This window comes from Vreelandella neptunia (assembly GCF_022489065.1).
Taxonomy (GTDB): Bacteria; Pseudomonadota; Gammaproteobacteria; order Pseudomonadales; family Halomonadaceae; genus Vreelandella; species Vreelandella neptunia_A.
Map to the genome: position 1 here is coordinate 1 of NZ_JAKVTW010000009.1, position 17,294 is coordinate 17,294.

Consider the following 17,294-nt stretch of genomic DNA (forward strand, 5'->3'; position numbering starts at 1 on the left):
TGAAAGAAAATATCTTACCTTTCACTTACCATTCGATAGGTTCGCCTGCCCAGTCCCAGAAGCTACCTGTATCGTCGGGTGTGCGCTTAGCTATGACCTTGATTAATTGTTCAGCAACAAAGCCGGTAGCGAATAGTTTCTCGGAGGGGACGCGGGCTTGAAACGGCTTTGATAGAGTGGTGTCAGTAGTGCCTGGGTGTAAACAGAGCACAATAGATTGCTTATTAAGTCTAGAGAGCTCAATGGCTGCCGTTTTCATCAGCATATTATGTGCAGCTTTACTGGCACGATAGCTGTACCAACCGCCATATCCATTGTCAGTGATAGACCCAACACGTGCGGAAAGAAAGGCAATAATGGCAGGATGCTTGCCTTGTAGGGATGGCTTTAGAGCGGCGAGTAGCAGGGCTGGAGTTGCCGCATTTATATGCATTACTTGAGCAAAGGCTGTTTCATCCAACTGCTCTAAGCGCTTTTCTGGCTGTACGCCCTGGGCCTCTTCATGAAGCAGCCCTATCGCATTAAAAAGCAGATGAACAGGTTGGCCATCTACTCTTTTACTAAGCGTTTCGCGCCCCGCGCTGGTAGTGATATCTGCCACTATCGTGTCGAGTTTGGGGTGTTCGAAAGCTATTGGGGAGCGGCTGACCGCAATCACATTCCCTGTTTGTGAGGCTGAAAGCAGGCTTTGCAGTATAGCGCTGCCAATCCCGCCGTTGGCGCCTGTCACAATGGCAATGAAGTTTTTAGGAAGATGAGGCAGCATTAAAACTCCAATAATGGACGATCTTGTCCTCATTGAAGCGCTTTGTACAGAGTTTGTCTATGATTGATTGTTAGGCAGAGGCGTTAATACGACCCGGCTGAGCGCTATTACGGCCATCGGGCTTGTAGAGTGTTTTTTCTGCAATTTGACGAATGTAATCAAGCATGGCCTGATTATGTTTCATTCGCACTGACAGCATTTGTCCCGTTAGCTCGTTCATGCGTGAAGCGCGCTCACTTTTTTCAAGTAAGCTTTCCCATGCTGTTTGACAGCCAGCATCCTGAGCTGCTGATCTAGCGCCGATCGCACCTTCATCATAACCGAGACGTGTTTGTACATTGCGTCGCACGGTTTCAATTCGCTCTAGCTCGGATAATATTGACTGCTTATCGAGTGCGATTTGAGTTAACGCATCACCGTCAATGTCGCCATGCGTCAAAAGGTTTTGCTCGTTGGACAACAGTGAAATCAACGCATCAAGGCGCTGCTGTTGGTCAGTAAGCAAAGATGCAAGGCTCATTTAAAGCGCCCCTTATAAATCTTTAAGATTGGCAATTAGACCCTCAGCAATTCGGTCTGCGCGCATTTCCAGCCGCCCTTCGCGAATAGCATCGCGGATCTCGTCAACTTTTGCGGTATCGATATCTTGAGACTCATCAATACTTGATTGACTTAGTTGGGTCGATTCACGTGCAGTACCGCCCGGTGTTGCTGGCGTTACGCTGTCAGCTTTTTGGGTTTCATCCCGCTGCTGAGTTTGGTTCGAGCGTAATAGCGAATTAATGTTATCAATTTTCACGTTGTCTGCCTCATCGTCAACGTCGATGCGCTTGGCGCTTAGTATAGTAACTATCGGCAGTGCTGGAGAGAACTTTAGGCGGTGAGCTAGAAATCCACTACTAAAATACCTTCGCTAGCAACGCGCGCTGTCATGATTTCCCGTGAACCGAAACGAACCCTTACTTGGTCACCAAGAGCACCGCTTTCCAGAGCTTCGCCTTCTCGTGAAACACGGAAAGCGGATCCTTGGGCTATGACAGTAACGCGCTGGCCGCGTTCAATTAGGTCAGGCGCTTGTAAGTACTGAGCCAAAAAAGCGCTGCCGCTACGAATTGAGCGTTGAGCTACTTTACCAACGATGTCCTCTTCCGCAGTCAATGCTTGAGCTGAAAGGTCGCCCAGGTTGCCACCCCGCTCGCTGAGCATGTTAGAGGTAATTAGCGTACCTCGCTCAATATCTCGTGCGGCCACCACATAATTGCCAATGACATCGATTTGAGCTTGTAAATAGCGGACTTGTCGACTGCCTTCACCGCATCGTACACCAACAGAAACTCTTCCCAAGGGGGCCTGATTCGCATTAGGTAAGAAAGGTTCTGGTTGAACGCATTCAGGTAAGTGCGGCGACGGGGGGCGAAGGTCAATGACGACTTCCTCGCCTAACGTCTGAGTTTCTTCATACAAAAATTGATGTACCTGCTGCATAAGGTAATCATCATTTGCATTGGCGTTATATGAAGCAGTTATGCCTGCAAAAATGATCAACACAGCCCAGAAAGGGTGTTGGCTTAGCTGAGTAAAGCGATTGCGTCGCATGGGATGAGGCCGCTTGCTGGGGAGCAAAGAAAGGAGAGTCATTAGAATAACCGCTCAACAAGTGTAACGAAAAGGTAGCAGTCGTATCACGCGAAATGCTGGTAGAAACGCCAGCTGTTCCATGCTTTAGGCTGACAGCTACGGACGTATTCTTCATCATCAACAAAATCCATTTTATTTTTTGCCTCAACGCGAGGGTCGGCATGATTGATCAACTGGAATCTGCCTTTAATTTTCACCAGCAGGCCGTGAGTTTACGACAATCACGACATGAAGTGTTGGCTGCTAATATCGCCAATGCCGATACGCCAAACTATAAAGCGCGTGATATTGATTTTGCTAGTGAGTTAAAAAAAGCAGTAGACGGTGCTCAGAGTGTATCGAGTAATGCCGGGGGTGGTCTCACACTGGCAAGAACCGCAGGAAGCCATATTGCTGGAGAAGGCCCTGCATGGCGCGGAACTGGCAATACAGATTTACTTTACCGCATCCCCGATCAGCCTAGTTTGGATGGTAATACGGTTGATATGGATCGTGAGCGCACGCAGTTTGCTGATAACGCAGTACGTTATCAGGCGGGGCTCACTATGCTCAACAGTCGTATTCAGGGGCTGAAAAACGCCATGCAGCCTGAATAACCTAGGCCTGATTCGTGAGGAGTTAACAAATTATGTCGATGTTTTCTGCGTTTGATATTGCCGCTTCGGCAATGAGCGCCCAATCTCAGCGAATGAACGTTACCGCTAGCAATATGGCGAATGCCGACAGCGTTGCCGGACCCGATGGTGAAACCTACCGGGCAAAACAGGTCATGTTTGAGACTCAGGCACAAGGCAATCGCTATGGCGTTGGCGGTGTACGAGTCACCGAAGTGGTGGAAGACGACTCACCACTGCGTATGGAATACATGCCTAACCATCCGGCAGCGGATGAGGAGGGCTACGTGGCAAAACCCAATGTTGAGCCCGTACATGAAATGGTCAATATGATTTCGGCCTCACGCTCCTATCAGGCCAACATTGAAGTCTTTAATACCAGTAAGCAAATGTTAATGCAGACGCTTTCGCTGGGTGAGGGGTAAACCATGAATATCGATACTAGCGTATTGAGTAACGTAAATGGCGGCGGCGCTAATGGTCTTTCCGCGCGTCAATCCGATGAGCTGCGTGAAAGCTTTATGACGCTGTTGATCACCCAGCTGCAGAACCAAGATCCGCTCAATCCGATGGAAAACTCGGAGATGACTTCGCAGCTAGCGCAGATCAATACAGTAAGCGGTATTGAAGAGTTAAATAGCACGCTGGAAGGCATTACTAGCCAAATGGATGCCAATCAAGCTCTGCAAGCGAGCGGCCTAATCGGCAAAGGCGTTATGGTGTCTGGTAAGGATATTTTAGTAGAGCAGGATGACGAAGGGAATTCCTATACGACGCCCTTTGGTATAGAGCTGACCCAACCTGCAGCGAATGTTAAAGCGACCATCGTGGGTGAAGGTGGTCAAGTCATTAAAACTCTTGACCTAGATGGACTAGATGAAGGTATTCAATCTTTCCAATGGGATGGAAAAAATGATCAGGGCGAATCGGTTGCCAGTGGCCGCTATTCGGTTCAATTAGAAGCGACTGACGCTGAAGGCGAAAAAATCGAATCTACAGCCTTGCAGTACGCCGTAGTAAACAGCGTTACGCCTAATGATAGCAGTGGCAGCGTTCGGCTGGATTTAGGCGCTATCTACGGCCAAATCAGCCTGAATGACGTTAAACAAATTCTTTAACTATTAATTAAAACCTGTATTTAATTAAACACAGCTTTCTTAGGGGAACAGCATGAGTTTTTCACAAGCACTCAGTGGTCTAAACGCTCAGCAGCAAAAATTAGGCGCCGTTGGTAATAACATTGCCAACTCGCAAACAGTCGGTTTTAAAAGTTCTAACGTACAGTTTGCCGATGTGTATGCTGAGTCCCGCATAGGGCTCGGTGTTCGCACCGCTGCCGTGCAGCAGAATTTTGGCCAAGGTAATGTTGAGTCAACTAACCGCAATATGGATTTGGCGATTTCGGGCGAAGGCTTCTTCCGTTTTCAACAGCCTAATGGCGAAGTGGGTTATTCGCGTAATGGCCAGTTGACCATGACGGCTGATGGACGCTTAGTGAATGCCCAGGGTGCCCAGATCATGGGTTATGGGGCCGATGCTGAGGGCAACGTACAGGCCGGTGGCAATGTTCAGCCGTTGAACGTTCCAGCGGGAGACTTGGCCGCTAATGCAACCACTGAACTAGCTGTATCTTTAAATTTGGATTCAGGACAGCCTGTTATTGGTGCTGCTTTTGATGCAAATAACGCCAATACCTATAACTACTCTACTAATGCAACCGTATTTGATTCACAAGGTAATGCACGGAACCTCTCTTTGTATTTTACCAAAACGGGCGAAAATCAGTGGGCCGTGAATGGGCGCATGTCGGGTGGGCCTGCTGATGGTAATACCTATGACGTTGGTCTAGGCACCTTATCATTTAATCAGAATGGTACATTAGCTACCGATGGTTCGGATGATGCTGTATTTGATGACGTTACTTTTCCGGCTGGTGAGTTTGGGGACGGCAACCCGTTCGAAGCGTTAAATATTGCAATGAGCTTTGAGGGCTCGACGCAATTTGCAAATGACTCAACCGTTAACGATACGACTCAAGACGGCTATACCTCTGGATCATTAGTTGGCGTCACCATCGAAAATGATGGAACCGTCATGCGTAACTACTCCAATGAACAGTCGCTTGCAGCAGGCCAGATAGCACTGGTTAGCTTCCGTAATCCTGAAGGATTGAAGCCTGAAGGCGATAACCTTTGGACCGCCACTGGTGCCTCAGGCCAAGAATTGGTAGGCGCAGCAGGTACGGGTCTGCGTGGCATGATTGAGGCGAGTGCCGTTGAAACCTCCAATGTCGATATGGCCCGTGAGCTAGTCGATATGATTGTTGCCCAGCGCGCGTATCAGGCTAACTCACAAACGATCAGTACTCAGGACGAGCTCCTGCAGACCATTATTAACCTTTAATAATCGGTCATTGGGTTAAGGAGTAAGTACCGTGGATCGAATGCTCTATACCGCCATGAGTGGTGCCAAGAACAGTATGGATCAACAGTCGGTGGTGAGTAATAACCTATCGAATGTCACTACTACTGGTTTTCGTGCGCAGCTACAGGCCGCTCGCTCCGTGCCCGTGCAGGGAGAAGCTTTGCTGGCCACGCGTACCTCAGCAGTGACCACCACGCCCGGCAGTGATTTCTCTCAAGGGCCTGTTGAATATACGGGGCGAACGCTTGATGTAGCTATGCAGGATGATGCATGGATGGCCGTCCAGGCTGATGACGGTACTGAAACGTATACACGGCGTGGCGACTTACAAATTGACAGTGATGGTGTTCTGCTTAATGTTGGGCGCCCTGTGATGGGTGAAGGTGGCCCTATCGCTATTCCCCAAGGCGCGCAAGTCTCCATCGGCGCTGATGGTACCATCAGCGCTATACCCGAGGGTGTAGGCCCAGAAGCATTGGTTGAGGTTGGCCGGATCAAGTTGGTGACACCTGTGGAAGGAGCGCTGACGCGCGGTGAGGATGCCCTTTTTCGTGCCCAACCGAATGAAGAAGGTGAGCCTGGCGCCCTGCCCGCTGACGAAAATGCCAAGCTAGTTAGCGGTGCGCTTGAAGGGAGTAACGTTAGCGCTGTTGATGCGATGGTCTCGATGATTGATGTTGCGCGCCGTTACGATATGCAGATGAAAGTGCTCAGTACCGCTGACGAAAATGCCCAGCGAGCCAATGGCATTCTTTCTATTCAAGGCTGATATTGGCCATTCATTGCTGATGATGCTCAGTCGGTAAAGGGAAACTATTCATGATTAAGTCGTTGTGGACAGCTAAAACTGGTTTGGAAGCTCAGCAAACCAAACTAGACGTGATTTCAAACAACCTGGCCAACGTTAGCACCAATGGTTTTAAGCGCTCACGGCCTGTATTTGAAGATTTGCTGTATCAAAATATGCGTCAACCAGGCGCGCAGAACAATATTCAGGATCGCCTGCCCTCTGGAATGCAGGTGGGTACCGGTGTGCGTGCTGTAGCCACTGAGCGCTTGCATACCCAGGGCGGGCTAGAGCAAACAGAAAATTCACGCGATCTAGCTATCAATGGCGAAGGTTTCTTTCAGGTGTTGATGCCAGACGGTACTACTGCTTACACCCGTGACGGTAGTTTCCAGTTGAATGAAAACGGCCAAATGGTAACTGCTAATGGTTATCCAGTAGAGCCTGCTATCTTTTTACCGGCTAACGCGCTGTCAGTAAATGTGGGTGAAGATGGCACGGTAAGCGTTCGCCAGCCAGGTATTGCGTTGGATAATGAAGTGGGACAAATCACTGTCAGTACCTTTATTAATCCAGCAGGCTTACAAAGTATTGGTGGCAATCTCTACCAAGAAACAGGCGCCTCAGGCGCACCAAATGAAAATATGCCGGGAATGAATGGTGCTGGACGTTTGTTTCAAGGCTATGTAGAAACCTCTAACGTCAATGTGGTTGAAGAAATGGTCAATATGATTCAGACCCAGCGAGCCTATGAAATTAATAGTAAAGCCGTATCAACTAGCGATGAAATGTTGGCGCGGTTGAGCCAGCTGTAACGATCGTTACTCATCAGGCTTACTTATAGGTTGCGTTATGCTGGAGTTGCACCACATGTCACGTCGTATTGCGCTAGCGGGTCTGGCGCTTCTAATACTGGTTATCGCCGGGTGTGCTCAAGTTCCAAGAGCCTCCGTGGTGGGTGAGCAGGAGCAGATCAGTATCGTTGATCGTCCTCCACCCATTCCCAATGGGTCTATTTATCAGGCAAGGCAGGGCTATCAACCGCTTTTTGAAGATCGGCGTCCACGCTCGATTGGCGATATTCTGACCATCGTCCTAGATGAAGAAGTTAGCGCGAGTAAAAATTCGCAATCTAATGCAGGTCGAAGTGGCAGCGCTAGCCTTGAATTGGCTCAACTGCCAGACATACTCGATGTACTCGCAGAGTATGGCTACGATATTGCCGGTGCAAATGACTTTACGGGCAGTGGTGGCTCGCAGGCCAACAACTCTTTTACCGGGACGATTACAGTATCGGTATTAGAAGTTATGAATAATGGCAACTTGCGGGTGCGGGGTGAAAAGCAGATTGCCATTAATCAGGGAACCGAATTTATCCGTTTTTCTGGTGTGGTTAATCCTCGCACCATTACCTCGCAAAATACTGTGCCATCTACTCAGGTGGCGGATGCGCGCATTGAGTATGTGGGCGATGGCTATATTAATGAAGCGCAGCACATGGGTTGGTTACAACGTTTCTTCCTAAACGTGTCGCCCTTTTAGTCCCATGTGGAGTGAACTATGACGAGGCTATTAATGGTAAGCCCTTCAAGCATGAGTCGTTCAATATCCCCGCGACTGCGGCCAGTGGTGATGCGTGTATATGGACTCCGTTCATTTACCACCTGGTTTCGCCAGTTGGGCGTGCTAGTACTAATGTGTTTGTTAGCCTTTCCCGCCCAGGCTGAGCGTATTCGCGAGCTGGCCAGTTTTGCCGGGGTACGGGATAACCAACTCGTAGGTTATGGGTTAGTGGTAGGGCTTGACAGCACGGGCGATCAGACGACACAAGCACCCTTCACCAGCCAAAGCCTGACCAATATGCTTTCCCAGCTTGGGGTGACCATACCGGCAGGCACCAATTTACAATTACGCAACGTGGCAGCTGTTATGGTTACAGCTGACCTGCCGCCGTTTTCAAGGCCAGGCCAGCGTTTGGATATTGTTGTTTCCTCAATCGCTAATGCGCGCAGTTTGCGGGGCGGTACACTCTTGATGACACCTTTAAAAGGTGCTGATGGCGATACCTATGCCATTGCCCAAGGCAACATGTTAGTTGGTGGGGCGGGTGCTCAGGCGGGGGGCAGTAGCGTACAAATTAATCAGCAGGCCTCAGGGCGGATCCCCAACGGTGCCTTGGTTGAAAGGGAAGTGCCACTCAATTTGGGGGGCAATGGGGGCATGCTAGAACTGCAGCTCAACGATTCTGATTTTGGCACTGTTCAGCGCATGGTGACGGCAATCAATAATGAGTTTGGTCAATCGGTTGCTTATGCACGTAATGGTCGAGTGATCGCCCTTGATGGTCCTACCGATGACAATGCGCGTGTCAACTTTATGGCCCGTATCGAAAATGTTCAGGTAACGCCCATGGATGCGCCTGCGCTTGTGGTTCTGAATTCACGAACCGGCTCCGTAGTGATGAATGGTGCGGTCACATTACGTCAGGCGGCAGTGGCACATGGTAGCCTATCGATTATGATCGATACTCAATTTGGCGTTAGTCAGCCTGCCCCCTTTGGCCAAGGTGAAACAGTGGTAGTGCCTGATGCGGATATCGAAATTGATCAGCAAGAGGCCTATTTACAAATTGTAGAAGGGGCGCAGCTTAACGAAGTGGTCAATGCATTGAATGCGTTAGGCGCTACACCGCAGGATTTAATGTCGATTTTGGAAGCATTAAGAGCATCAGGTTCACTGCGCGCTGAGTTGGAGGTCATTTAATGAGCGCTAATGACATGACCAGCCAGTTCGCCTTAGACATGAGCGGCTTTCAGCGGCTTCAGCACACTGCTCGGGTCGACCCGGAAGCGGGCGTACAAGGTGCTGCCCAGCAGTTTGAAGCGCTCTTTATTCAGATGATGATGAAGAGTATGCGTGATGCGACGCCTAGCTCAGAGCTAATGAACAGTAGCGCGACGGATACCTATCAATCGATGCTGGATCAACAGTGGTCGCAAGTGATGGCCTCGCGTGGAATGGGGCTTGCTGATGTCCTCGTCGAGCAACTTGAGCGCCAAGGTGCCATCTCAAAAACGCAACCAGATGCAGATCAAGAGCTGCAAGCATTGATAGCTGGCATTCCGCGTGGCACGCCACGGGTGCTCGATGAATCCTATGCGGCTAATTCAAATGCCATAGGAACAGAAAGACAGCAAGGCAGTGGTCGCTTCTTGTCCGAGCTAGAAGCCATTCGCCAAGGTGTGGAAGCTAGCATAAAAGTAGATGAACCAATACTGCCACAGCAAGGGCCAAACGCGTCGGGTCAGGTAGGCCAATTCATCCAAACACTTGCTGCACCGGCCCAGGCTGCCAGTAATAATACTGGTGTTCCTGCCGAGTTGATTTTAGCCCAAGCGGCGCTTGAAACAGGCTGGGGGCGGCACGAAATCGCCACTCCAAATGGTAATAATAGCCATAATTTATTTGGTATCAAAGCGGGTCGCCATTGGCAGGGCGAAACAACCGATATAGTGACTCATGAATATATCAATGGTCGACGTACACAGGTTGTCGATACTTTCCGAGTCTATGAGTCCTATGAGCATGCCTTTACCGACTACGCTGGCTTAATTGGTAATAATCCTCGCTATGCCGGTGTTGTCCAGGCGCCGAATGCCGAGCAAGCGGCACGCGAGCTGCAGCGGGGTGGATACGCCACGGATCCGCGCTATGCGGACAAGCTAGTGGCCGTAATGAAGACAATGGGTCCGATTAGTGCCGGGAGTAACTTCCTGGCAGATTCTCGCTAGCCCTTTCCTCAAGTTTTTCTGCGCAGTGCCGATAATTATAGAAGATATAGGTATCGGCCTAAGGAATTGAACCATGAGCATGTTTTCGATCGGGTTAAGCGGCCTTAATGCTGCGCAGAATGCCCTGAATACAAGCAGTAATAATATCAGTAATGTGTACACGCCCGGCTATAATCGTGAGCTTGCGCAGCTTGGCGAAGGTAGCTCTGGTAGTGGCGGCGTTAAGGTCAACGATATTGAAAGGCAATTCAATACCTACGTTGCCAATCAATTAAATAGCGCAAAGACGCAGTCGAGTGCATTAAATATTTACTATAATCAAGTAACGCAAATTGATAATCTGTTGGCAGACCGCGCAGCAGGCTTAGCGCCTCTCATGCAGGGTTTTTTCTCATCCTTAGAAGACTTGGCCAGTTCGCCATCTGATCCGGCGGCTCGTCAGGGCGTGCTGGGTACAGCTAATACGCTGAGCTCTCAGTTCCGCTCCTTCGATGGCTATCTGCAAGATATGCAGAGCAACATAAACAGCCAGATTAAAGATGAAATTACCCAAATCAATAATACTGCTCAGCAAATTGCAGGATTAAACAAAGAGATTTCTTTAGCGCGTGCGCGTACTGGCGAGGCCCCCAATAGCCTGCTAAACCAGCGTGATCATATGGTTTCCGAACTCAACGAGCGCATGGATCTTCGCCTGAATGTGCAGGATGGCAAAACTTATAACATCAGTTTGCCCAATGGTCAGCCGCTAGTCACAGGTACTAACTCATTTCAGTTGGAAGCGATGCAGGCCGATTATGACCCCCAGCGCACAGTGGTCGGATATCGCGATGGTGGTGGCAATTTAGTCCAATTAGACGAATCGACACTGACAGGTGGCTCATTAGGCGGACTGATGTCTTTTCGTTCAGAAACCTTAGATAAAACCCAGAACCAAATTGGTCAACTGGCGGTTTCTCTGTCCATGGCTTTTAACGAGCAGCACAAATTAGGCGTGGATTTGGACGGCGCACAGGGCGAAGACTTCTTTAATGTACGTACCCCACAAAGCTACGCCAATAGTAATAATACTGGTGATGCAGAGCTCTCGGTAGCTTTTGACGCTAACAGCATTGATCAGCTTAAAGCGACCGACTACACGGTACGCTTTGAGGCGGATGAGCCACAGATCTTTCGTAAAGATAGCGGTCAACAACTAGGAGCCGAGGATTTTACCTGGGATGGCGCAGAGAGCACGCTGTCATTTGGTGGTGTAATACTGAGCTTCAATGAACAACCGGATAATGGCGACAGTTTTGAAATCCAACCGGTGCGGCGTGCCGCTAATGGCATGGAAACCAACATTGCTGATGTAGATAAAATAGCCGCTGGTGACGCAGGATTTGACGGTGAAGAGGGTAGCCCGCTTAATTCATTTAAGAGTACGGGGAATTTAGATGTCAGCAACTTAAGTACTTCTCCAGTGGCTTTTTCTGAGAATAAGAAATATCAACTGGCGGTGGATTCAGAAGGTACGTTAACACTCACGCCTGCAGCAACGATCAGCGTTAACGGCGACCCCTTCGATCCGGCTGAAGATAAGTTGGCCGCTGGGGAGACGGTTGTTATTGATGGTATCAGTTTTACTCTTGATGAACTCCCAGACGAGGAGGCGACCCTAACTGTCACCCAAAATATCATAGCTGCCTCTGGCGATAACCGAAACGCCCTGGCGTTGCAAAACCTGCAAACTCAATCGATTGTTGGCGGTAGTGCTTCGGTAACTGGTGCCTACGCGTCGATAGTTAGTGATGTAGGTAACCGTACTAATATCACACAAGTTAACTTAGACGCTCGCCAAGGTCTCACGGATCAATTACGTGCGGTGCAGCAGTCAGAGTCAGGGGTTAATCTTGACGAAGAAGCCGCAAACTTGATTCGTTACCAACAATACTATCAGGCCAATGCGCGTGTGATTGACACCGCAGGAACGCTGATGGACACCATCTTGAACCTGCGCGGTTAATTCGGGAGCTTAAGTGATGCGTATTAGTACCGTTACCATGTTCGAGCAAAGCACGGCGTCTATGAATCGCCAGCAGAGTGACCTGATGAAGGTCAGTCAGCAGATAGCTAGCGGTCGACGCGTAGTGAATCCATCTGACGATCCGCAAGCAGCATCGCGGGCAGTTGGCGTTGATCAGGCCAAAGCGGTTACCGAGCAATATTCTGACGCACGGATTTCGGCGCGTAATTCGCTATCGCAGAGCGAGAGCATTTTAAACAGCGTTAGTGATGCAGTAACCAGTGCCAAAACTTTGTTGATCCAAGCATCAAGTGACACCTTAAGTGACGTGGATCGTGAATCAATCGCCAGCGAGCTCAAAGGCGTTTATGAAACGATGTTAGGCCAGGCTAATGCCACCGATGGCAATGGTCGGTATTTGTTTGGTGGTTATAAAGATAATGCGCCCCCGTTTGTTAAAGATGCCGAGGGCAACGTGCAGTATCAGGGCGATAGTAATACTCGCGAGCAACGCGTGGATGCCTCGCGGCTGCTGCCGGTTAACGATAATGGCGAGACTATCTTTAAGAGTGTTCCTAGTGGTGCTGGGTACGTAGCGGAAGCCAAGCGTGAAGATGGTTCTCTTAACGAGGGTAATGTGACGTTCGGAGGCCCGCAAATACGCGATGTAGGCGACGCAAACTATGGAGAAGACTTTCGTGTCACCTTTACAAGCGATAACGAATTCAATATTGAAACATTCGATGGTACGGACTGGAATGCTGTTCAAACAGATGTTTACACTGGCGATCAGGACGGCTCAGCTCAGCAGGTGAGCTACGCTGGCGTAACGCTTACTCTTCAAGGAGCGCCTGTCGCTGGCGATTCAATTCTTGCGTCGCAAGCGGGTAGTGATCAGCGTGAGCCTGATCTTTTCCGTACTATGGAAGAGGCTATCCGCGTATTGGAAAACCCTGCTGACACTGCCACCAAGAAAGCGGATCTGCGTAATACCCTAAACACGGCCATGCGCGATCTGGACAACAGCCTAGACAACGTACTGACCGTACGCGCCTCAGCAGGCGCTCGTTTGAATGAGCTTGATGTGATTGATGCGGTCGGTAGCAATCGTATGCTGAACTATGAACAGACGCTGTCTGATTTAGTCGACCTTGATTACGCCGAAGCTATCTCTGAGTACAGCTTGCGCCAAGTAGGCATGCAGGCGGCGCAAAAAGCGTTTGTCGATATTAAAGGTTTATCGCTGTTTAACTATATGTAAAAAACATTTAGTTCTTACACGATTTACGGAAATCCCCATGCTTCTTATAAAGCATGGGGATTTTAGGTTAAGGGGGCCATTGTTTCGATGAGAGTTTGGAGAAAATCCAATCCTTGAGTAAATAACCGCTGCAGAAATCGGCTGATGTCGGTCATTAGTACCATCATTAATATCAGCCCCACAATAAGAGAGGTAGGAAAGCCGATATTAAAAACCGTGAGCTGAGGAGCGGAGCGGTTCAGTATGCCCAGTGCCAGGTTAATCGTCAGCAGTGAGCCTACTAGAGGGAGTGCCAATAACATGCCGGAAGCAAAAATCGTCCCCCCATAGCGAGCTAGTAAAATAAACGCATCTGGGTTAAGTGTACCAATGCCGATGGGCAGCGTTTGGAAGCTCATAATCAACGTTTCAAGCACCATTAAATGGCCGTTCATCGCTAAAAACATGAGCAGTGTAATCATGTACAGAATACGCGATAGCACCATAATATTGGTGCCGCTCGAGGTATCAAAAAAGCTCGCAAATGCCAGGCCCATTTGCAGGCCGATAAAATCCCCCGCCGCTTGAACAACCGCAAACATAATGTGCATAACGAGACCCATTGCCAAGCCTATCAGGATCTGTTCGATTATAATCCCGACGCCCGCCCAGGACATGACGGCGATCTCTGGCATGGCCGGAAGAATGGGCGCAATCACAATGGCAACGAGGGCAGCAAGGCCCACTTTGGCTTGATTAGGAACACTGGAGTGTCCCCATAGGGGCGAAGCTGCCATAAAGGCAGTAATGCGAGCAAACGGCCACAAAAAAGCCACCAACCACCCTTGCAGCTGCGCGAAAGTGACTTCGACCATAACGCTACATCACCATGCTGGGGATGTTAGTAAATAGCCGGTGAGTAAAGTCGGTTATCAAACCAATCAGCCAAGGCCCAGCTAACACCAGAACGGCAAACACGGCCAGAATTTTAGGAATAAAGGTTAGCGTCATTTCATTTATCTGGGTCGCGGCTTGAAACAGGCTGATGATAAGTCCGGTAAACAGGGCCGCCAGCAGCATAGGGCCAGCAAGCAAAAGTGTTACACGCATGCCTTGGTAAGCAATGCTCATCACCATTTCGGGGGTCATAGCGAAATCCTCTGTGCCGTATAAAACGACGCGGCCTATATCATGTAAAAGCTTTCTGCCATTGAGCCAATAATAAGCTGCCAACCATCCACCAAAATGAACAGCATTAGCTTAAACGGCAAGGAGATAGTGATAGGGGGAACCATCATCATCCCCAGCGCCATAAGGGTACTCGCGACGACGAGATCGATGATCAAGAACGGAATAAAAATAGTAAAACCAATTTGAAAAGCGGTTTTCAGTTCGCTAGTAACAAAGGCAGGCAGCAAAACACGCATAGGCAACTCTTCTGGTCCTTGCATAGGGCCAACATCCGCCAAGCGAACGAACAGAGCCAAGTCCGGCTCCCGGGTTTGGGCAAGCATAAATTCTCGAAATGGATCTTGGGCAAGTAGCAAAAACTCTTCAAAATTAATCGTTTCGTTAGTTAGTGGTACCCAGGCATTGTCATATACTTGTGCTAGTACTGGCGACATAATAAAAAAAGTTAAAAATAGCGCGATTCCTAACAGTACTTGATTAGGCGGCGTAGCCTGTGTGCCCATTGCCGTACGCAGAAGGCTCAATACGATGATGATGCGGGTAAAGCTCGTCATCATCAGTAGCATGGAAGGTAAAAATGCTAACGAGCTTAGAAACAGCAGCGTTTGCAAAGAGAGCGACCACTGCTGCCCACCGTCGTCTAATGGCTGTGAAACAAACCCGGGTATTTGTTGAGCATGCGCTGGGAAAGCTATGAAGCAAACCACAATCGCGCAAATCAGCCATAGCCATCGCTGGCCATCGCGCTTAAACATAGAGTGCTTAGAAATAGGCTGCTGAATAGAACAGGGCCAAGAAAGGTGCATCCATTGCCTCATGGCGTCTGATGTGGATCGGAGGGAGGGGATGGCTCTTTACGCTTGCTAGCGGCTATCGCTTTGGATAGACGTCGTGCAAAGCGGGAAGATGAGGGAGAGGAAGCTATGGATTGGCGCTCTTCTGGCGCTGGACGTTCGTGTAGCTTAGTAATCCGCCCCCCTCCAACACCCACGACTAACCAAGTATCCTCCACTTCAACAATCACAATACGCTCACGATTGCCCACCGCCGTACTACCTACGATACGCAAATGGGCGCCATGGCGAGTGCTATGATTGCTCCACCGCTTTAAAAGCGCTGTACAGAGTAAGATAATTGCAATAACAAGTGCCAAGGCGGCCGCCGTCTTGCCAAGTACAGCCATCCCTATCAATGCTTCGCCACCATTACCTAGCGCATCTAAAGAGCCGTTCTGAGACGCCGTGGTTGTAACACTCATCGGTTCAATTTGTGGATACGTTCGGAAGGTGTGACAATTTCCGTAATGCGAATCCCATATTTATCTTCAATAACAACGACTTCCCCTTGGGCGATTAAGTAGCCATTAATTAAGATATCCATCGGCTCACCGGCGAGGCCTTCAAGCTCAATGACTGAGCCTTGCGCTAACTCAAGCAATTGTTTAATGGTTAGCTTGGTGCGACCTAATTCCACGGTGAGTTTCACCGGGATATCCATGATCATCTCAAGCTCACGCGCCTGCGAGGAACCGCTATCAGGGCTTAACGGGCGGAAAACATCATCACTCGCTACTTTGGCATCGGGCGCTTTAGATTCTGGCTCGGAAGCTGCCGCAGCCTCTTCGCTCTCTTCAGCCGCTTCCTGCTCTGCCATGGCGGCCGCCCACGGATCTTCCTCTTCGCTGGCAGCATCGGCACTGGAGGTGGTGTCTTCTTGCTCGGACATGGCATCCGCCCAATCGTCTTCAGAGACGTTCTGATTAGGCTTATTGGGATCAGTCATGCTTTGGATTCCTTGGCTTTCTGTCGCGTAGGCACTTTAACGAATTCTTTAGAAGATGCATTGTTCATAGCAGCATGGTCGATCAGATGTAATACCCTCAGCGCATGCTGCTTACGTTGACTGCCGTACTCACACTGCATAACGGGCACACCATCAACACTGGCAGTGATAGAGCTCGGGATGTCTAGTGGAAGTACGTCGCCTTTCTTCAACCCCATGACATGGGCGATGCGGCTAGGTATCTGAGCAAATTCTGCGATTAACTCTACTTCTGATTGGCGTAGCTCGCTAGCCATGCGGCGCGACCAGCTGCCATCTTGGTCGTGGTTGCTGTCATTGATCGGGTTGGCGAGTAGGTCACGCAACGGCTCGATCATGGCGTAAGGCATACATATCTGGAAATTGCTTGATAGGTTGCCAACTTCAATATTGAACTTAGTATTTACCACAATTTCATTGGGTGAATTGGTGATGTTGGCAAATTTGGACTGTACCTCTGAGCGCAAAAAGCTCACATCTAGTGGATAAACCACTTTCCACGCTTCTTGATAAGCATCGATAGCAAGATTCAGTAGGCGTTGGATAATACGCTGTTCAGTATTGGTAAATTCGCGACCATCTGATTTAGTGACAAAACGGCCATCACCACCAAAAAGGTTATCAACCACCATAAAAACGAGGTTAGGTGGGAAAACCACAAGCGCAGAACCCCGCAGTGGCTTCATTGACACAATATTTAAGTTGGTCGGTACGGGGACATTGCGAGAAAACTCGCTAAAGCTTTGATAGCGTACTGACTCTACTGTGATGTCGGCACTACGGCGTAACAGGTTAAACAGCCCGTTACGGAAGTAACGAGCGAAACGCTCATTAATGAAATCTAGCGCATGTAAGCGCTCACGAATCACGCGATGCTGGGTCGCCGGATCGTAAGCGCGGATGCGCGGTTCATCTTGTGGTTGGGAAGATGAAGACGATGGTTCATCGTCTCCGCTAACGCCCTTTAGCAGGGCATCAATTTCTTCCTGGGACAGTAGATCGTCCTGTGACATGAAC

Annotated in this window: 21 protein-coding genes; 11 read left to right on the plus strand and 10 right to left on the minus strand. The window is 49.4% G+C overall.

The window, feature by feature from the left end:
- Positions 1-25: 25 nt before the first annotated feature.
- The 4 genes from MLE19_RS12705 to flgA form a co-directional block, all read right to left on the minus strand.
- Positions 26-766, minus strand: a complete 741-nt coding sequence (locus tag MLE19_RS12705; protein WP_240718556.1) for an SDR family NAD(P)-dependent oxidoreductase — start codon at positions 764-766, stop codon at positions 26-28.
- A 70-nt stretch (positions 767-836) separates the two neighbouring features.
- Entirely contained in the window at positions 837-1,286 is a 450-nt protein-coding gene (locus MLE19_RS12710; RefSeq protein WP_240718557.1) for a flagella synthesis protein FlgN, read from the minus strand.
- Between the two features lie 12 nt (positions 1,287-1,298).
- On the minus strand, positions 1,299-1,565 hold the full coding sequence (flgM, locus tag MLE19_RS12715; RefSeq protein ID WP_240718558.1) for a flagellar biosynthesis anti-sigma factor FlgM: 267 nt from the start codon (positions 1,563-1,565) through the stop codon (positions 1,299-1,301).
- Positions 1,566-1,651: 86 nt separating this feature from the next.
- Positions 1,652-2,251, minus strand: a complete 600-nt coding sequence (gene flgA, locus MLE19_RS12720) for a flagellar basal body P-ring formation chaperone FlgA (protein WP_276322440.1) — start codon at positions 2,249-2,251, stop codon at positions 1,652-1,654.
- A 314-nt stretch (positions 2,252-2,565) separates the two neighbouring features.
- Between flgA and flgB the strand changes: the two genes are divergently transcribed.
- The 11 genes from flgB (at position 2,566) to flgL (ending at position 13,286) form a co-directional block, all read left to right on the plus strand.
- Positions 2,566-3,000, plus strand: a complete 435-nt coding sequence (gene flgB, locus MLE19_RS12725) for a flagellar basal body rod protein FlgB (RefSeq protein ID WP_240718560.1) — start codon at positions 2,566-2,568, stop codon at positions 2,998-3,000.
- 32 nt (positions 3,001-3,032) lie between these two features.
- On the plus strand, positions 3,033-3,443 hold the full coding sequence (flgC, locus tag MLE19_RS12730; RefSeq protein ID WP_240718561.1) for a flagellar basal body rod protein FlgC: 411 nt from the start codon (positions 3,033-3,035) through the stop codon (positions 3,441-3,443).
- A gap of 3 nt (positions 3,444-3,446) precedes the next feature.
- Positions 3,447-4,136, plus strand: a complete 690-nt coding sequence (locus tag MLE19_RS12735) for a flagellar hook assembly protein FlgD (protein WP_240718562.1) — start codon at positions 3,447-3,449, stop codon at positions 4,134-4,136.
- Between the two features lie 52 nt (positions 4,137-4,188).
- Positions 4,189-5,421, plus strand: coding sequence for a flagellar hook protein FlgE (gene flgE, locus MLE19_RS12740; protein ID WP_240718563.1), 1,233 nt, complete (start codon positions 4,189-4,191; stop codon positions 5,419-5,421).
- 31 nt (positions 5,422-5,452) lie between these two features.
- Positions 5,453-6,211 carry a flagellar basal body rod protein FlgF gene (locus MLE19_RS12745; RefSeq protein WP_240718564.1) on the plus strand — a complete coding sequence of 253 codons (759 nt, stop codon included), beginning with the start codon at positions 5,453-5,455 and terminating at the stop codon, positions 6,209-6,211.
- Between the two features lie 50 nt (positions 6,212-6,261).
- Positions 6,262-7,044 carry a flagellar basal-body rod protein FlgG gene (gene flgG / locus MLE19_RS12750; RefSeq protein ID WP_240718565.1) on the plus strand — a complete coding sequence of 261 codons (783 nt, stop codon included), beginning with the start codon at positions 6,262-6,264 and terminating at the stop codon, positions 7,042-7,044.
- A 37-nt stretch (positions 7,045-7,081) separates the two neighbouring features.
- Positions 7,082-7,771, plus strand: coding sequence for a flagellar basal body L-ring protein FlgH (locus MLE19_RS12755; RefSeq protein WP_240718566.1), 690 nt, complete (start codon positions 7,082-7,084; stop codon positions 7,769-7,771).
- Between the two features lie 153 nt (positions 7,772-7,924).
- Positions 7,925-8,992 carry a flagellar basal body P-ring protein FlgI gene (locus tag MLE19_RS12760; protein WP_240718688.1) on the plus strand — a complete coding sequence of 356 codons (1,068 nt, stop codon included), beginning with the start codon at positions 7,925-7,927 and terminating at the stop codon, positions 8,990-8,992.
- Positions 8,992-10,020 (plus strand): flagellar assembly peptidoglycan hydrolase FlgJ, encoded by a 1,029-nt coding sequence (gene flgJ, locus MLE19_RS12765; RefSeq protein ID WP_240718567.1) that lies wholly within the window; start codon positions 8,992-8,994, stop codon positions 10,018-10,020. Before MLE19_RS12760 ends, flgJ begins: the two co-directional genes overlap by 1 nt.
- Positions 10,021-10,093: 73 nt before the next feature.
- Positions 10,094-12,025, plus strand: a complete 1,932-nt coding sequence (gene flgK / locus MLE19_RS12770) for a flagellar hook-associated protein FlgK (RefSeq protein ID WP_240718568.1) — start codon at positions 10,094-10,096, stop codon at positions 12,023-12,025.
- A 16-nt stretch (positions 12,026-12,041) separates the two neighbouring features.
- Positions 12,042-13,286, plus strand: coding sequence for a flagellar hook-associated protein FlgL (gene flgL, locus MLE19_RS12775; protein WP_240718569.1), 1,245 nt, complete (start codon positions 12,042-12,044; stop codon positions 13,284-13,286).
- Between the two features lie 62 nt (positions 13,287-13,348).
- Here flgL and fliR read toward each other — a convergent pair whose 3' ends face one another.
- The 6 genes from fliR to fliM are packed head-to-tail and all read right to left on the minus strand — an operon-like array spanning position 13,349 to position 17,290.
- A complete protein-coding gene (gene fliR, locus MLE19_RS12780; protein WP_240718570.1) occupies positions 13,349-14,140 on the minus strand; it encodes a flagellar biosynthetic protein FliR in 792 nt (263 codons plus the stop codon).
- Between the two features lie 4 nt (positions 14,141-14,144).
- Positions 14,145-14,414 carry a flagellar biosynthesis protein FliQ gene (fliQ, locus tag MLE19_RS12785; RefSeq protein ID WP_027958744.1) on the minus strand — a complete coding sequence of 90 codons (270 nt, stop codon included), beginning with the start codon at positions 14,412-14,414 and terminating at the stop codon, positions 14,145-14,147.
- 35 nt (positions 14,415-14,449) lie between these two features.
- Entirely contained in the window at positions 14,450-15,211 is a 762-nt protein-coding gene (gene fliP / locus MLE19_RS12790) for a flagellar type III secretion system pore protein FliP (protein WP_240718689.1), read from the minus strand.
- Positions 15,212-15,270: 59 nt separating this feature from the next.
- Complete coding sequence (fliO, locus tag MLE19_RS12795) at positions 15,271-15,714, minus strand: flagellar biosynthetic protein FliO (RefSeq protein WP_240718571.1); 444 nt, start codon at positions 15,712-15,714, stop codon at positions 15,271-15,273.
- A complete protein-coding gene (fliN, locus tag MLE19_RS12800) occupies positions 15,711-16,238 on the minus strand; it encodes a flagellar motor switch protein FliN (protein ID WP_240718572.1) in 528 nt (175 codons plus the stop codon). The genes fliO and fliN overlap by 4 nt, the downstream gene beginning before the upstream one ends.
- Positions 16,235-17,290, minus strand: a complete 1,056-nt coding sequence (gene fliM / locus MLE19_RS12805; protein WP_240718573.1) for a flagellar motor switch protein FliM — start codon at positions 17,288-17,290, stop codon at positions 16,235-16,237. Before fliM ends, fliN begins: the two co-directional genes overlap by 4 nt.
- Positions 17,291-17,294 lie beyond the last annotated feature (4 nt).

Excerpts from the sequence above, each read along its gene's own strand:
- MLE19_RS12760 (WP_240718688.1), top strand. The coding sequence starts at position 7,925 with ATGTGTTTGTTAGCCTTTCCCGCCCAGGCTGAGCGTATTCGCGAGCTG.
- fliP (WP_240718689.1), bottom strand. The coding sequence starts at position 15,211 with ATGTTTAAGCGCGATGGCCAGCGATGGCTATGGCTGATTTGCGCGATT.
- flgL (WP_240718569.1), top strand. The coding sequence starts at position 12,042 with ATGCGTATTAGTACCGTTACCATGTTCGAGCAAAGCACGGCGTCTATG.
- MLE19_RS12755 (WP_240718566.1), top strand. The coding sequence starts at position 7,082 with ATGCTGGAGTTGCACCACATGTCACGTCGTATTGCGCTAGCGGGTCTG.
- fliN (WP_240718572.1), bottom strand. The coding sequence starts at position 16,238 with ATGACTGATCCCAATAAGCCTAATCAGAACGTCTCTGAAGACGATTGG.
- flgJ (WP_240718567.1), top strand. The coding sequence starts at position 8,992 with ATGAGCGCTAATGACATGACCAGCCAGTTCGCCTTAGACATGAGCGGC.
- flgK (WP_240718568.1), top strand. The coding sequence starts at position 10,094 with ATGAGCATGTTTTCGATCGGGTTAAGCGGCCTTAATGCTGCGCAGAAT.
- MLE19_RS12705 (WP_240718556.1), bottom strand. The coding sequence starts at position 766 with ATGCTGCCTCATCTTCCTAAAAACTTCATTGCCATTGTGACAGGCGCC.
- fliR (WP_240718570.1), bottom strand. The coding sequence starts at position 14,140 with ATGGTCGAAGTCACTTTCGCGCAGCTGCAAGGGTGGTTGGTGGCTTTT.
- MLE19_RS12710 (WP_240718557.1), bottom strand. The coding sequence starts at position 1,286 with ATGAGCCTTGCATCTTTGCTTACTGACCAACAGCAGCGCCTTGATGCG.
- MLE19_RS12735 (WP_240718562.1), top strand. The coding sequence starts at position 3,447 with ATGAATATCGATACTAGCGTATTGAGTAACGTAAATGGCGGCGGCGCT.
- flgC (WP_240718561.1), top strand. The coding sequence starts at position 3,033 with ATGTCGATGTTTTCTGCGTTTGATATTGCCGCTTCGGCAATGAGCGCC.
- flgA (WP_276322440.1), bottom strand. The coding sequence starts at position 2,251 with ATGCAGCAGGTACATCAATTTTTGTATGAAGAAACTCAGACGTTAGGC.
- flgG (WP_240718565.1), top strand. The coding sequence starts at position 6,262 with ATGATTAAGTCGTTGTGGACAGCTAAAACTGGTTTGGAAGCTCAGCAA.
- flgB (WP_240718560.1), top strand. The coding sequence starts at position 2,566 with ATGATTGATCAACTGGAATCTGCCTTTAATTTTCACCAGCAGGCCGTG.
- fliO (WP_240718571.1), bottom strand. The coding sequence starts at position 15,714 with ATGAGTGTTACAACCACGGCGTCTCAGAACGGCTCTTTAGATGCGCTA.
- fliM (WP_240718573.1), bottom strand. The coding sequence starts at position 17,290 with ATGTCACAGGACGATCTACTGTCCCAGGAAGAAATTGATGCCCTGCTA.
- fliQ (WP_027958744.1), bottom strand. The coding sequence starts at position 14,414 with ATGACCCCCGAAATGGTGATGAGCATTGCTTACCAAGGCATGCGTGTA.
- flgE (WP_240718563.1), top strand. The coding sequence starts at position 4,189 with ATGAGTTTTTCACAAGCACTCAGTGGTCTAAACGCTCAGCAGCAAAAA.